Source organism: Hydrogenovibrio marinus (genome assembly GCF_013340845.1).
Classification (GTDB): Bacteria; Pseudomonadota; Gammaproteobacteria; order Thiomicrospirales; family Thiomicrospiraceae; genus Hydrogenovibrio; species Hydrogenovibrio marinus.
Map to the genome: position 1 here is coordinate 1,889,368 of NZ_AP020335.1, position 13,730 is coordinate 1,903,097.

Annotated in this window: 14 protein-coding genes and 1 tRNA gene; 9 read left to right on the plus strand and 6 right to left on the minus strand. The window is 44.0% G+C overall.

Annotated elements, in window-relative coordinates; genetic code table 11:
• The first annotated feature begins 127 nt into the window (after positions 1 to 127).
• The 4 genes from rpiA to HVMH_RS09025 all read left to right on the plus strand — a co-directional run bounded on the left by rpiA (position 128) and on the right by HVMH_RS09025 (position 3,385).
• Complete coding sequence (gene rpiA, locus HVMH_RS09010; RefSeq protein WP_029913124.1) at positions 128 to 790, plus strand: ribose-5-phosphate isomerase RpiA; 663 nt, start codon at positions 128 to 130, stop codon at positions 788 to 790.
• Positions 791 to 924: 134 nt separating this feature from the next.
• Entirely contained in the window at positions 925 to 1,425 is a 501-nt protein-coding gene (locus HVMH_RS09015; protein WP_029913121.1) for a peroxiredoxin family protein, read from the plus strand.
• Positions 1,426 to 1,466: 41 nt separating this feature from the next.
• Entirely contained in the window at positions 1,467 to 2,747 is a 1,281-nt protein-coding gene (hemL, locus tag HVMH_RS09020) for a glutamate-1-semialdehyde 2,1-aminomutase (RefSeq protein ID WP_029913118.1), read from the plus strand.
• Positions 2,748 to 2,839: 92 nt separating this feature from the next.
• Complete coding sequence (locus HVMH_RS09025; protein ID WP_029913114.1) at positions 2,840 to 3,385, plus strand: elongation factor P hydroxylase; 546 nt, start codon at positions 2,840 to 2,842, stop codon at positions 3,383 to 3,385.
• Positions 3,386 to 3,484: 99 nt separating this feature from the next.
• Here HVMH_RS09025 and HVMH_RS09030 read toward each other — a convergent pair whose 3' ends face one another.
• Positions 3,485 to 4,513 carry a diguanylate cyclase domain-containing protein gene (locus tag HVMH_RS09030; RefSeq protein ID WP_029913111.1) on the minus strand — a complete coding sequence of 343 codons (1,029 nt, stop codon included), beginning with the start codon at positions 4,511 to 4,513 and terminating at the stop codon, positions 3,485 to 3,487.
• A gap of 67 nt (positions 4,514 to 4,580) precedes the next feature.
• Entirely contained in the window at positions 4,581 to 5,981 is a 1,401-nt protein-coding gene (gene mpl, locus HVMH_RS09035; protein ID WP_029913108.1) for a UDP-N-acetylmuramate:L-alanyl-gamma-D-glutamyl-meso-diaminopimelate ligase, read from the minus strand.
• Between the two features lie 75 nt (positions 5,982 to 6,056).
• On the opposite strand from mpl, the gene rnd reads away from it, so the two are divergent.
• From rnd to HVMH_RS09055, 4 genes are read left to right on the plus strand one after another with little or no spacing between them, the layout of a single operon-like run.
• The gene (gene rnd, locus HVMH_RS09040; protein WP_029913104.1) at positions 6,057 to 7,196 is read left to right on the plus strand and encodes a ribonuclease D; all 1,140 of its coding nucleotides are present in this window, start codon (positions 6,057 to 6,059) and stop codon (positions 7,194 to 7,196) included.
• Between the two features lie 33 nt (positions 7,197 to 7,229).
• On the plus strand, positions 7,230 to 8,498 hold the full coding sequence (locus HVMH_RS09045) for a 6-phosphofructokinase (protein WP_029913102.1): 1,269 nt from the start codon (positions 7,230 to 7,232) through the stop codon (positions 8,496 to 8,498).
• 50 nt (positions 8,499 to 8,548) lie between these two features.
• A complete protein-coding gene (locus tag HVMH_RS09050) occupies positions 8,549 to 9,394 on the plus strand; it encodes a mechanosensitive ion channel family protein (protein ID WP_029913097.1) in 846 nt (281 codons plus the stop codon).
• Between the two features lie 33 nt (positions 9,395 to 9,427).
• Entirely contained in the window at positions 9,428 to 10,159 is a 732-nt protein-coding gene (locus HVMH_RS09055) for a DUF481 domain-containing protein (RefSeq protein WP_232087755.1), read from the plus strand.
• A gap of 81 nt (positions 10,160 to 10,240) precedes the next feature.
• On the opposite strand, the gene HVMH_RS09060 is transcribed toward HVMH_RS09055, so the two are convergent.
• Together HVMH_RS09060 and HVMH_RS09065 are read right to left on the minus strand one after the other, a co-directional pair.
• A complete protein-coding gene (locus HVMH_RS09060) occupies positions 10,241 to 12,361 on the minus strand; it encodes a HAMP domain-containing methyl-accepting chemotaxis protein (RefSeq protein ID WP_051623149.1) in 2,121 nt (706 codons plus the stop codon).
• 109 nt (positions 12,362 to 12,470) lie between these two features.
• Positions 12,471 to 12,695 (minus strand): transcriptional regulator, encoded by a 225-nt coding sequence (locus HVMH_RS09065; protein WP_029913079.1) that lies wholly within the window; start codon positions 12,693 to 12,695, stop codon positions 12,471 to 12,473.
• A 104-nt stretch (positions 12,696 to 12,799) separates the two neighbouring features.
• On the opposite strand from HVMH_RS09065, the gene HVMH_RS09070 reads away from it, so the two are divergent.
• Positions 12,800 to 13,222 (plus strand): helix-turn-helix domain-containing protein, encoded by a 423-nt coding sequence (locus HVMH_RS09070; RefSeq protein ID WP_029913077.1) that lies wholly within the window; start codon positions 12,800 to 12,802, stop codon positions 13,220 to 13,222.
• Between the two features lie 13 nt (positions 13,223 to 13,235).
• Here the strand turns inward: HVMH_RS09070 and HVMH_RS09075 are convergent.
• Positions 13,236 to 13,327, minus strand: a tRNA-Ser gene (locus tag HVMH_RS09075).
• 122 nt (positions 13,328 to 13,449) lie between these two features.
• Complete coding sequence (gene csrA, locus HVMH_RS09080; RefSeq protein WP_029913075.1) at positions 13,450 to 13,647, minus strand: carbon storage regulator CsrA; 198 nt, start codon at positions 13,645 to 13,647, stop codon at positions 13,450 to 13,452.
• Positions 13,648 to 13,730 lie beyond the last annotated feature (83 nt).

Genomic DNA, 13,730 nt, shown 5'->3' on the forward strand with positions numbered 1-13,730 from the left:
CCAGCTTTTTCTTCCTTTGTATTTTCCTGCCAAGATCCGTTTTACTGGATAAACCAGCCAAGACTGATTAAAATAACGCCAATTATTTCTAACCGAGCTCTCCGCTCACACAATCGAGAACAAAAATATGACACAAGATGAATTAAAACAACAGGTTGCAAAAGCAGCGATTGAACACGTTGTGCCAGGAACAATTATCGGTGTTGGTACAGGTTCAACAGCTAACTTCTTCATTGATGAATTGGCTAAAATTAAAGGTCAAATCGAGGGTACTGTTGCTAGCTCAGAAGCTTCTGCAGAGCGCCTAAAAGGACATGGTATTCCAGTATTTGACTTAAACTCGGTTTCTGAAATTTCTGTTTACATTGACGGTGCCGATGAAGCTGATCCAGGTCTACACCTAGTTAAAGGCGGCGGCGGCGCTTTGACGCGTGAGAAAATCGTCCTAGCGGTTGCTGATAAATTCGTTTGTATTGCTGACGACAGCAAGAAAGTCGACATCCTAGGTAAATTCCCTCTTCCGATTGAAGTCATTCCTATGGCACGTAGCTACGTTGCACGTGAAATCGTTAAACGTTTCGGCGGCGAGCCTGTACTACGTGATGGATTCATCACCGATAACGGTAACGTTATTTTGGACGTTCACGGCTTACAAATCGTTGACCCAGTCGCAATGGAAAACGAGCTGAACGGCATTGTCGGCGTGGTTACCAACGGTCTATTTGCTGCTAGAAAAGCGGATGTTTTCTTGTGCGGCACGGCAAATGGTGTGGAAGTTATTGAAGCATAATTGAAATTAGCCTCAAGCACTACAGCCTTGATTAAAAAGCTTATACACTAAGGTTTTAATCACTTAGCTTATAGCACTAAAGAAGGAGAAAATTTTCTCCTTTTTTATTCTTACTTTGTAGAGAGCAACGCAAGATGAATTCACTTGGAAGTAAACTTTTTAGCCTACTCGTCGTCGTTTTATTGGCTGCGCTGATTTATGTCACCGTTTTTTCCGGCAATGGTCAAGCACCTGATATTCAAGTCAAAACCGCAAGCAATCAGACACTGAACCTCAGCAAACCGATGAAACCGGTTTTGGTAAATTTCTGGGCAACGACTTGTCCGGGCTGTGTTGCCGAGATGCCGCACTTGGCAGACATGAAGAAAAAATTCGGTGACAAATTCGAGTTAGTTGCCGTGTCTATGGACTACGACCCTGAAGACCAAGTGAAAAAATTCATGGCAAATCACAGCTATCCCTTCACTTACATCATGGACAAAACAGGTTCTATGGCAAAAGCCTTTGGTGGCGTTATGCTCACCCCTACCAGCTTTTTGATTGCGCCAAATGGCAATATCGTTTACCAAAAGGTCGGCGAAATTGATTATGCTATCGTCAATAAAAAACTGGCAGAAATGACGCCGGATCTATAAGGTCTCACAAAATAATTAAGACGGACAACTAAGGAAGCAACATGTCTCATTCACACGATTTATTCATTGCCGCACAAAAACACATTCCTGGTGGCGTAAACTCCCCAGTAAGAGCTTTCAAAGGTGTTGGCGGTGATCCTGTCTTTTTCAAGTCGGCAAAAGGCGCTTACCTAACCGACGCCGATGATAAGACTTATATCGACTATGTTGCTTCCTGGGGTCCTGCGATTCTTGGTCATGCTCATCCTGAGGTGATTAAAGTTGTTCAAGAGCAAGCTGAGCTTGGTTTAAGCTTCGGCGCGCCAACTGAAATCGAAACCACCATGGCAGATTTGGTTTGTGAACTCATTCCTTCAATGGACATGGTTCGTATGGTGAGCTCGGGAACCGAAGCGACCATGACGGCGATTCGTTTGGCGCGTGGTTATACCGGCAGAGACAAGATCGTTAAATTTGAAGGCTGTTACCACGGTCACTCGGATTCCTTGCTGGTTAAAGCGGGATCTGGCGCATTGACGTTGGGCGTACCTTCTTCTCCAGGTGTCCCTGCTGCCTTGGCGGAAGAGACTCTGACGCTAACGCACAATGATGCGGATGAAGTCCGTAAAGTCTTCTCGGAAATCGGCGAGCAGATCGCTTGCATTATCGTTGAGCCGGTTGCTGGCAACATGAACTGTATTCCACCGGAAGAAGGCTTTTTGGAAACACTACGTGAAGTCTGTGATCAATACGGTGCCGTACTGATCTTTGATGAAGTCATGTGTGGTTTCCGAGTCGGTTTGTCTGGCGCACAAGGTCGCTTCGGCATCACCCCAGACCTAACCACTTTCGGCAAAGTCATCGGTGGCGGTATGCCAGTAGGTGCTTTCGGTGGTAAACGCGAAATCATGGAAAAAATCGCACCGCTAGGACCTGTCTACCAAGCGGGTACGCTTTCCGGTAACCCGATTGCAATGGCAGCGGGTCTAAAAACGTTGGAGTTGATTGGCAAAGCCGGTTTCTTCGAAGCATTAGAATCCAAAACGACTAAGCTGGTAGAAGGACTACAAAATGCCGCTGATGAAGCAGGTATTGCCTTCACAACCAATCAAGTAGGTGCGATGTTCGGCTACTTCTTTAGCACAGAGAAAAACATCCGCCGCTTCGCCCAAGTGGCTCAAGGCGACATGGAACGTTTCAAGAAGTTCTATCACGGTATGTTGGATGAAGGTGTTTACCTAGCCCCTTCAGCGTTCGAAGCCGGCTTTGTGTCTTCTGTACACACTGATGCAGACATCGACAACACCATTGCTGCTGCACGTCGCGTGATGAAAACACTATAAAAACTACCAGGTTGGGGAGCGCAAAAGCCGCCCCAACCTGGCAGATTTTCTGATTTATTCTACTCAACCACCATCCTCTAACACCGTATCAAATGCACACTCGCCACCATATTGATGACTTGATCACGCTGTTCAACACGCGTTTTATTCCACTACACAACACTGAATTGGTATGCTGCGAACCCGAACCCATTTATCGCCCGGCGGATGCTCAACACCCCCGCCATAGAATCATTTTTGCGCACGGTTTCTTCGCCTCGGCTTTACATGAAATCGCTCATTGGTGTGTCGCAGGCAAGGAAAGAAGGCAACTGGAAGACTTCGGTTACTGGTATCAACCGGATGGCAGAACGGAAGAACAGCAGCGATTGTTCGAATCAGTTGAGGTGAAACCTCAAGCATTAGAGTGGATTTTTTCAGCCTCTGCCGGCTTCAACTTTGTATTCAGCGCTGACAATTTAAACGGAGCAGCCGGCGTCTCTGCTGACTTTAAAGAGAAAGTCAGGGAACAGGTTTTACAATATTTGCATCAAGGATTACCATCAGACGCTCGACTATGGTCGGAAGCTTTGATTGCTTTTTATCGTGCCAATAAACCATTGAGCATCAAGGAGTTTGAGCTGACCGAAGGTCAGTGAGTCAGGCTGTAATTTAAGATTTTGGTTTACTGAATATCGCCCATACGATAAGTAGGACGATAAACAGAATAATGCCGACTTCTAACAGCGCCCACATACTTAGTCGTCTATCTTCACCAACGATGAGCGCTTGCCATTGCCATCATTTTTAATCAGCTGCAGTGCATGCTGTATTTTCTGCTCTATCGTATTGGTATCATCGTAAACCAACACTTTGATAATGGCGGCGTTTAGCGTGACGTTCTGAATATCTTCATCACGATTTTTGACTTTCAGCTTTTTAGAACTGACCGCATTCTGTATTTCTTGAATGTAGGCAGGAATTTCATGAATTGGGAAAGTTTCCGGCGGCAATACAGCGATTTCATCATCCTGAAGCCTCATTACCGGCCAAGACTTCTCGGTCAAATCCTGAATCATCTTCACCATCAAGCGAATAATACTGTCACCCACCAACCAAGACAATTTCTTGTTGTAGGCCTCAAGCTGCTGGATATCGAACACGATGAAATAACGTTTGGTCACCACACCTGAAAGCGAATCCGTCAACATTTGAGATAGGGTTTTCTGGAAGTAGCCGTAATCTGGCAATCCTGTCAGGAAGTCTCGATTCATCGCCTGCTCAATTTCCACAATCTCTTGATTGGCTTGCGTTAGGTGTTGCGTACCCTTTTCCATTTTAAGCGTCGTATCGACTGACTCGGTTTCAACTTGCTTGAGTTGCAACATGGCTTCAGACAAGATGATCTCAATCGCATCTTTGGTCTCGGCAATCGACAGGCTGTTGCGCATATCACCAATAGAAGATTGGTGCTCGCGGATAGAGTCTACGAACTCACTGATACGAGCCTTCAAGTCATTTGCACGCTCAATGATCTGCGTGGTGGTGCGGTTAATCCCCAAAGATTCTTTGAAATAGGACTTTAATACATAAGTCTCATAAAGCTTCTGATAGGATTCATCGGAAATCGGCTGGCCGGTCGATAACAAAGATTTCATTCGAGAAATAAAGTTCTTATTGCTACCACGGAAATACAAATACCAAATGCTCAACGTAACGGGAGTCGGCTTAATATCTTCTTTTGTCAGGTACTCCAGAACCTTTCTGGCCGTCACGTGTTCATTCATGTATGTTTTCCTTAATCACGGTTATACCCAATAACTTCGATGCTCTGCCTTCCAGGCAGTCGCATATTTATTTTGCTTGTAATGATGACAACAGCTTTTGATGAATATTCCCAAAGCTACCGTTTGACATGATAACCACTCTATCAAATGGTTGTAAACTTTCCAACAACCCGGTTAAAAGCGCATCGTAGCTATCATATACAAAAACTGGACTTTCGAATGACTCAGTAGGCAACTCCCACTGCCAGCTCGGATCGATGAAAGCAAAAACTTGATCAGCGTCGACAAACGCCTTAGGCAAAGTTTGTCTATGCACGCCCATTCTCATAGTATTTGATCTTGGTTCAAACACGGCAATTATACGCCCTGCGGAAGATTTGTCTTCTGTAGACGCAAGATTTTTCTGTGCTCTCAGTCCCTGCAAGGTGGTCTTGATTGCCGTCGGATGGTGTGCAAAGTCGTCATAAATCACAATATCATTCGCTTCACCGACTTTGGTCATTCTGCGTTTAACGCCTTTAAAATGACAAAGACCATCGATGGCTATCGCCACCGGTACACCACAGTGCCTGGCTGCGGCAATTGCACTCAAACCATTTCTGACGGAATGCAGCCCGGTCATTGGCCAAAGCACTTCTCCTTGAGATTTACCATCGACCAATACCTCAAATTTAGAGCCGTCTTCAGCCAGCAGCTTGAAAGACCAATCACTAAAGGTATCGGCTGAACCCTGCGTTTCTTTAGGCGTCCAGCAGCCTTTCTCCAATACTGCTTGAAGATTACCATCATCATTTGGCATCACGATCAACCCATTTCCCGGGACCGTACGAACCAAATGATGGAACTGTTTCTGAATGGCTTCCAAATCCTCAAAGATATCGGCGTGATCAAACTCCAAGTTGTTCATCACACAGGTTCTTGGATGATAGTGTACAAACTTGGAGCGTTTGTCGAAAAATGCGGTGTCATACTCATCTGCTTCAACCACAAAGAAAGGAGACGCCCCCAACCTGGCAGATTTTCCAAAGTTTTCCGGTACGCCACCAATGAGGAACCCAGGCTCCAATTTGACATATTCTAAAATCCAGGCGACCATGGAAGCGGTTGTGGTTTTGCCATGCGTACCTGCAACGGCAACCACCCAGCGGTCTTGCAGGATATTTTCCGCCAACCATTGCGGCCCAGAAGTATAACGCTGCTGACGATTAAGAACATCTTCCACCAACGGGTGACCACGGCTCAACGCATTACCAATAACCACCTCTTCTGGAGGGTTCGATAGGAAGTCATCTTCCTCATACGCGGAAACCGCTATTCCGGCTTGTTCTAGCTGAGTACTCATAGGCGGATAAATAGCATGATCCGAACCTGTAACCTCAAACCCTTTTTCTTTAGCAAGCTGAGCGATGCCGCCCATAAATGTTCCGGCAATCCCTAGAATATGAATATGATGTTTTCGCTCAGCCACTTAAATCCTCTTTATTCTCAATTATCTGACCTTATCATCTTGCCCTGCACCCTCTAAGCCCTTAAACTTCGAGGTATGCAGTATCAGTACCTTACCCAAACTAACGACCTCGTCCAGTTTTGCAACTCGCTTTGCGAACAAACTGAATGGGTTGCAATCGATACGGAATTTGTCCGTAAGGATACCTATTATCCTGAATTAAGCTTGATCCAGATACAATCCAACCTAGGCGCCGCCGCAATTATCGACCCGTTATCAATCGATGACCTCGAACCGCTCTGGAAAATTTTAGATAACCCAGACATTTTGAAAGTATTTCACTCGGCGCGTCAAGACTTGGAAGTATTGTATCAAGTTGCAGGACGCTTGCCCCAGTCAATTTTCGACACACAGATTGCCGCTGTTTTTCTCGGCTATGGCGACCTTGTTGGTCTGGCAAAAATTGTCGAAGCGGAGTTAGGCGTCCAACTCCCGAAAGACCAAACCCGAACCAACTGGAATCAACGCCCATTAAGCGAAGAGCAGCTTGCTTACGCGTTTGACGATGTTTATTACCTAGCCCCACTCTACGAAAAGATTTACGGCCGATTAACGCCTGAGCAGCTTGATGTATTGAGCGAAGACTTTGCCGCGCTTTTGGACATTAATTTATACCAAATCCAACCCGAAAAGGCTGGCGAAAAAATTAAATCCGGCAGACATCTAAAACCTAAATACATGGCGATTTGCTATGCACTTGCTGAATGGCGAGAGCTATATGCCCAAAAGAACAATGAGCCAAAGCGCTGGGTATTGTCGGATGATGCACTTGTTGCCATCGCTAAACGTCCACCCAAAACGGCGCAAGCACTTTACAAGGTACCTAATATCAAAGCTTCCAGTGTTAAAAGCTATGGTGACGAATGGATCAGCATTATTGACGAGATATTTGCGCACCCTGAATATTGGCCGGAAAAGCTAGATACGCCTCCTCCCCCAACACCGCAGGAAGAAGTTTTACTGACTTTGGCGCATGCTTTCTGCCAGCAAGTCGCATTGAACTACAATATCCAGCTCCCCAACCTGGCGGCAAAAAGCCAACTACTGGAACTGATTCGCGATCCCCAAACACCCCAATTCGTCGGATGGCGACGCCTACTGGTCGAGCAGCCACTGCAAAAAATCTTTCATACTGAAAGCTGCCTGAAAGTGAACAATGGGCACTTAAGTTTATGACAAATTCAAACCTTTCAGAAATGAGAATATCCCATGTCTAAAAATGTTCTTTATGCTCAGGCCGGAGGTATCACGGCTGTTATTAACGCCAGCGCGGCTGCTGTATTGGAAACCGCTCAGAGCCATCCCGAAAGGTTCGGTACCGTATATGCAGCGATCAACGGCATTGTCGGTGTGCTGGAAGAGCGTCTTGTTGATATGTCTCAGTTGGACGCATCACAAATCAAACAATTGAAAACACATCCGGGCGCAGCGTTTGAAGCTTGCCGATTTGACTTAGACCCTCTGGAAGACAACCCTGAGCAATACGAACGTGTTCTGACGGTCTTCAAACACTATGACATTGGTTATTTCTTCTATAACGGTGGAAACGGTTCCATGGTTACCGCACAGAAAGTCGCGGATTATTGCACCAGCCAAGGACACCCTGTTACCTGCATTGGCGTTGCCAAAACCATTGATAACGACTTGGATATTTCGCATTGCAGCCCCGGATTTGGTAGTGCCGCAAAATTCATTGCCTCCAGTTTATTGGAAGTCAATATGGACCTTAAGTCCATGCACAACACTTCAACCAAATTTCTGGCGTTTGAATCCATGGGAAGAAATACCGGCTGGCTTACGATTGCAGGCGGGTTAATCAAGAATGCCATTCCAGATATCCCCCTACTGATTCTGCCAGCTGAAAGAGCTTTCAACAAACAAAAGTTTCTAGCACGTGTTCAGCAATTGTTCGACGAAAAAGGCTATTGTCTTTGCGTCGTGTCGGAAGGCTTGCAGGATGAACAGGGCAACTATGTCTCCATCACCAATATTGAGCATACCCACCTACAAGATTACACTCAGCTTGGCGGAGTGGCGGACGCTTTGTCTCACATGGTTGCTCAAGAGATGGGCGTTAAAACCCACAGTATTACGCCTGACTACCTTCAGCGTTCTGCCAGCCATTTCGTTTCCAAAACCGACTGGCAAATGGCCTATGATGCCGGAAAATCTGCGGTTATCGCAGCAATGAACGGCGAGCATGGCGTGCTGCCAATCATTGAAGTAACGTCTGAATCGCCGTTTAGCTGGCGTTTTACCAATGTCGATTTAATGACCGTCGCAGACCTAGAAAAAACCGTTCCTGACCACTTCCTGACACCGGACGGCATGGACATCACTCAAGCGGCACTTGACTACCTAACCCCGCTAATCCAAGGAGAAATGCCGTTTACTTATGTCAATGGTCTCCCTGATATCCGTTTATTCGACTTCTCACTACTGCCACAGCAATTAGCGCCTTATAAAATTGTAAAATAAGTATAACGCCGCAAAACAAGGCCACTAAACACTTTTGGAGCTCATAACCTATGACATTCGAAAACCTAATCGCACACCTTGATATCGAAACACTGTGGAACACAATCATCATCCCATGGGGTAGTAATATCCTATTTGCCATCCTGATATTCTTTATCGGAAAAAGTTTGACAAATATTTTGATTCGTCTGCTCAAGAAAGGTCTGCAAAAAGCATCCGTTGACCCGATGCTTTCCAATTTCGTTGTCTCGGTTTCAAAAACCTTATTATTACTTCTTATCATCATTGCGGCACTAAGCCAACTGGGCGTCAACACCGCATCCTTAATCGCTTTGATTGGTGCTGCCGGTCTTGCCATTGGTCTTGCGTTGCAAAATTCCTTGCAAAACTTCGCTGCCGGCGTGCTATTGCTTGTGTTCAAGCACTTTAAGGTAGGGGATGTTGTTGAAATAAGTGGCAAAACCGGAACCGTAGAAGCCGTTGGTATTTTCAGCACCACACTGCGCACCGGTGATAACAAAACATTGATTATGCCAAACGGTGCTATCTACTCTGGTAGCATCACCAACTTCTCTACCAAACCTACGCGCCGGGTAGATATGACCTTTGGAATTGGGTATGATGATGACATCAAGAAGGCAAAATCAATTTTAGAACAATTGGTTCAAGAAGATGAGCGCATCTTAAAAGATCCTCAGCCTACCATCGCTCTTTCCGAACTCGGGGATTCGAGCATCAACTTTATCGTACGTCCATGGGTAAACTCATCCGATTACTGGGCAGTCCTCTGGGATATGAACGAAAAGGTCAAACTGGCTTTTGATGAAGCCGGTATCAGCATCCCTTATCCACAAATGGATGTGCATCTACACACCGAGACAAAAACAGAAAACTAAAAATAAAACTCTAAATCCAAATAAGGAGTAAAAGTGAAATTTACTGCAAAACGCACACTTCTAATCGGCCTGATGATGGCTTCAACTGCGGCAATCGCAGACACCAAAAAATACGGGACCAGTGGTTCAGGAGAGTTAGGAGTATCTAACAGCACAGGTAACACCCCTTCTAGCTCAGTCTACACTTCTATTCGAATGAAATATCTACAAAAAATGTATCAACTCAAAAGCTTGGTTGAAGCAAATAATAAATCTGAGAACGGTGTAAGAACAAAAGAACGTTATGTCGGAGACCTACAAGGCAACCTATTCTTTTCAGACTATCAAAAGGCTTATGGCTTTGGCCAAACCCGATGGGAAAGCGACCGTTTTTCAGATATTGATTTAAACAGCTACTATATCGCCGGTCTGGGTTATCAATTCATTGATAATGACACCGCCAAACTAAGTGGAGAAATCGGTCTAGGTTACCAAAACCAAAACTACACGGTTAAAAGTGGCGTAAGAGATTTTGAACAACTCATTGGAAAATTCAGCGGTAAATTTGGCTATAGCTTCAATCCCAACGTTCGATTCTTCCAAGGAATTACCGAATACTATGGTGAGAAACAAGCCAACTTTGAATCTAACACTGGCCTTAAAGTTAAACTTGCTGACAACCTTAACATGAAGGTGTCATACAAGTACCGTTACAATTCAGCGCCAGCTGCGGGTAAAGTTAAAGAAGATACTGAAACTCTGATCACCATGATCTACGATTTCTAAAATAAAAAAGCCGATGAAAGAGTCCTTTCATCGGCTTTATCTCAACAATAATCTATCTACTAAAAAACTATTCCTTTCTGTCTAGTAACCCAATTTTTTCACAGGTTCTTGCTTGTTTTCTAAAAGGTTTCCGGTTTTAAAGAACGACATATCTCTACTTAAAGACTGAGCCTGTTCGCTCATACTCTCTGCTGCTGCAGAGGTCTCTTCTACCAACGCCGCATTTTGTTGTGTCACTTGGTCAATCTGGCTAATCGCGATATGAACCTGGCTCACTCCATTGGCTTGTTCAGATGACGCTTGAGCAATCTGAGAAATCATCTGGGTGATGTTGTCTATGGACGTGTTAATTTCACTCAACATATCTCCAGATTTCGTTGCTAACGAAGAGCCCTGCTCAACCCTTTGGCTGGTTTCATCAATCAGGTTTTTAATATCCTTAGCGGCTTCTGCCGACTTTTGTGCCAGAGAACGCACTTCACCGGCGACAACTGCAAACCCTCTACCATGGTCTCCAGCTCTTGCCGCTTCAACCGCGGCATTCAGCGCCAGCAAATTCGTCTGGAAGGCAATACTATCAATCAAAGTGACAATTTCAGAAATCTTATGACTTGATTCCTCTATCGCCTTCATGGCTTCTATCGTCCGGCCCATCACCTGGCTACCTTCACTCGCCTTTTGTTGAACTTCTGAGCTTTCTTTGGTCGCATTCAATGCATTATCTGTATTCGCCTGAACCGCTGAATTCATCTCGTCCATGGTCGCACTCGTTTCCTCTAAAGCTGCCGCCTGCTCCTGAACCCGCTGACTCAAATCCATAGATCCCTGAGAAACCTCAAGTGCAGCATTATTAACCACATCGGCACTTTGAACCGCTTGTGAAACGATATCGGATAATTTTTGTGACGTATGGTTCAATGCACTGGTCACCGTTTGTAGGTCACCATGGTATTCACTGGTCACCGTTTGAGTCAAATCCCCTTCGGATTGGGCTACGATTACTCGCGTAATGTCTTGAATGGCACTTTCCAACTCGTCCATGGAATGGTTGATACCATTTTTTAAATCCCGTAACGCACCTTGTGCATCAATTCCAACTCTATGTTGAAATTGACCTTTTTGCATCTTATTCATCACCGCATTGATTTCTGAAATAATCAAATTCAACGTACTAATACTGTTCAAAGCATCATCTGCAATTTTACGGAACTCACCATGAACGTCAGCATCAAAGGTCGCATTGAAGCGTCCTTCAGACATTGCTCTTATCAGTGCTCCCAATTCTTTCATCGTAATAGCAACCGAGTCAGCTGACTTATTCACGCCCTGCTTGACAAAATCCAAGCTGCCAACATAATTACCAGTCATCCGAATGGAGAAGTCTCCTTCAGACAAGGCGCCAACAACCTTTCCAATTTCATCAATTGATTTTTCAACATCGCTTAACAAAACATTGAACTCTTTAAGGGTGTCGCCTATCTCATCTTTGCTGGTGACATTAATTTGTCGTTTAAAGTTTCCTGTTCGTACAATTTCTTGCATGACTTGCTTCATACCATACAATGGTCTAACCACGCTACGGAGGATAAACCAGGTTGCCCCAACACCCAAAATTAGTGAGAGAACCAACAATGTGTAAATCAGTGTTTTGGTGTCATGCGCAATATCCTTACCCTTCTGAACACTTTGATCTGAAAGATGCTTTTGATAATCCACCAAGTTTTGCAATGTAACTCTCTGGTGCATTCGTTTATCATGCGCTTCTGAACTTAACAGCACTTTCGTAGCTGCATTATTTTCTCCTTGATCAAGCAAGGACATGATTTCATTATTGGTTTTAACCAACGCATTGTTTGCCACAGTAAAGCTTGCATACAGCGCTTTACCTTTCTCAGATTTTATGGATTGTTCCAAGTAAGTTCTCAGCTTGTGGTTATCTTGTCTATTTTCGTTAATCTCTGCCAAGATAGCCTTGCGCTTCGTCGGATCGGTTTCCACGGCATATTCGCGGATATTCATTTGGGTTCGAGTTTCCCTGATGATAATTTTCTCTACTGCGATGATTTTTGGTATGCGGTCATCCGCGATGATTTTTTGGGAGTCGTTAATACTATTGAATTGAATAACAGAGGTAACACCGCTAATGAGTAACACCACTATCATTAATGTAAAAGATAGGATTAGTTTTGCTTTTATCGTCATTTTCTCTCTTCCATAAAAGATGATGTAAATACACCGTTAAATTTGACTTAAATTCTGTCGTTCCCTGCTTATAATCTTGAATTGTTGACGTGCGTAGACGGATTATCAATCAGGCTGTTCCCAGTAAAAAGCTTTTTAAAAACACATCTGGTCGAATGCTTTCCGGGGAATATTGCTCATTAGTCATGATTGAAATAACCATCACTCTTTCTGCTGGAATACGGTTTTTTACAACCCATTTTCTGACAGCTTCGTAACTAATAGCCAAGCGCTCGGATACGGCTGAAACACCTCCTGCCGCTTCAATAATTTGCTCAACATTGACTTGATTCATTTTCCCTAAATAACCTCACAAATTAAATTGAAAATTCATTATGCAACTTTAAATTGCCCATGTAAACAATAGAAAGTTGTGCATTTTTGTGGAAAATACAACTTATGGTTGAAAATTTATACATTAAGTTTGCCAAGAGGTTAAACCTTGCTTGCGACAGACACGGACTATCACCCGCCAAGAAAGGTAGAAATAAAGAGCTTGCGAAATTAATCAATGTTTCGGAAGAAATGGCTCGACGTTACCTTAAAGGTTCAGATATGCCCAGAGAAAATAAAAGAAGCCTTATTGCGGAAAAATTAAAAACGTCTCGGGCATGGTTATTCGAAGGTGTGGGCTGGATTGATCAACCTCGACCACAAAACAATGAAGGAGTATACCAAGGAAGCTATCATACTCTCCTCCTCCCTATGACTTATAAACCGGAACTAGAGCGAATACAAAATGCTATCGACAAAGGGATTTTTGAAGAATCTGACGGAGCCATTCTTAAAATTATTGCAAAGAAATATAAAGACAAATTCTAGATGAAGAAGAAAATGGCGGTGAAAGAGGGATTCGAACCCTCGATAGGGGATAAACCCTATACTCCCTTAGCAGGGGAGCGCCTTCAGCCTCTCGGCCATTTCACCGTATAGAATGTAGATTTACCATCGACAAGGACATCGTCGATGGCGCGTATATTAACGTTTCTTAGAAATTTTGTAAACCGCAATCGTGAAGTTTCTTGAGAAATTGATCTTTTATTTTTGAACTATTTTTCATCTGTGCTTGAAGAAGCATCTTCTGAATTTTTGTCTTGCTTTAAAAGAAGCTCTTCACGTTGAATCTGAATCTCTTTAGGTGCGTCAATTCCAACTCTAACTTGCCCGCTTTTTACGCCAACAATTGTTAGTTTCACATTGTCGCCAATGATAAGGGTTTCGCCCACTCTTCGAGTCAGTACTAACATTAATGGAATCCTTTTTTATAAGATTAACTACTTATTATATATTTTATCAAACCCCAAATCTATTTTATCTTCAACCTTATGTT

What these genes read in the sequence shown, in the direction of transcription:
- HVMH_RS09050 (WP_029913097.1), top strand. Translation starts at nt 8,549, where the DNA reads ATGACATTCGAAAACCTAATCGCACACCTTGATATCGAAACACTGTGG.
- HVMH_RS09015 (WP_029913121.1), top strand. Translation starts at nt 925, where the DNA reads ATGAATTCACTTGGAAGTAAACTTTTTAGCCTACTCGTCGTCGTTTTA.
- csrA (WP_029913075.1), bottom strand. Translation starts at nt 13,647, where the DNA reads ATGTTAGTACTGACTCGAAGAGTGGGCGAAACCCTTATCATTGGCGAC.
- rnd (WP_029913104.1), top strand. Translation starts at nt 6,057, where the DNA reads ATGCAGTATCAGTACCTTACCCAAACTAACGACCTCGTCCAGTTTTGC.
- hemL (WP_029913118.1), top strand. Translation starts at nt 1,467, where the DNA reads ATGTCTCATTCACACGATTTATTCATTGCCGCACAAAAACACATTCCT.
- HVMH_RS09060 (WP_051623149.1), bottom strand. Translation starts at nt 12,361, where the DNA reads ATGACGATAAAAGCAAAACTAATCCTATCTTTTACATTAATGATAGTG.
- HVMH_RS09030 (WP_029913111.1), bottom strand. Translation starts at nt 4,513, where the DNA reads ATGAATGAACACGTGACGGCCAGAAAGGTTCTGGAGTACCTGACAAAA.
- HVMH_RS09025 (WP_029913114.1), top strand. Translation starts at nt 2,840, where the DNA reads ATGCACACTCGCCACCATATTGATGACTTGATCACGCTGTTCAACACG.
- HVMH_RS09070 (WP_029913077.1), top strand. Translation starts at nt 12,800, where the DNA reads ATGGTTGAAAATTTATACATTAAGTTTGCCAAGAGGTTAAACCTTGCT.
- rpiA (WP_029913124.1), top strand. Translation starts at nt 128, where the DNA reads ATGACACAAGATGAATTAAAACAACAGGTTGCAAAAGCAGCGATTGAA.
- HVMH_RS09065 (WP_029913079.1), bottom strand. Translation starts at nt 12,695, where the DNA reads ATGAATCAAGTCAATGTTGAGCAAATTATTGAAGCGGCAGGAGGTGTT.
- HVMH_RS09045 (WP_029913102.1), top strand. Translation starts at nt 7,230, where the DNA reads ATGTCTAAAAATGTTCTTTATGCTCAGGCCGGAGGTATCACGGCTGTT.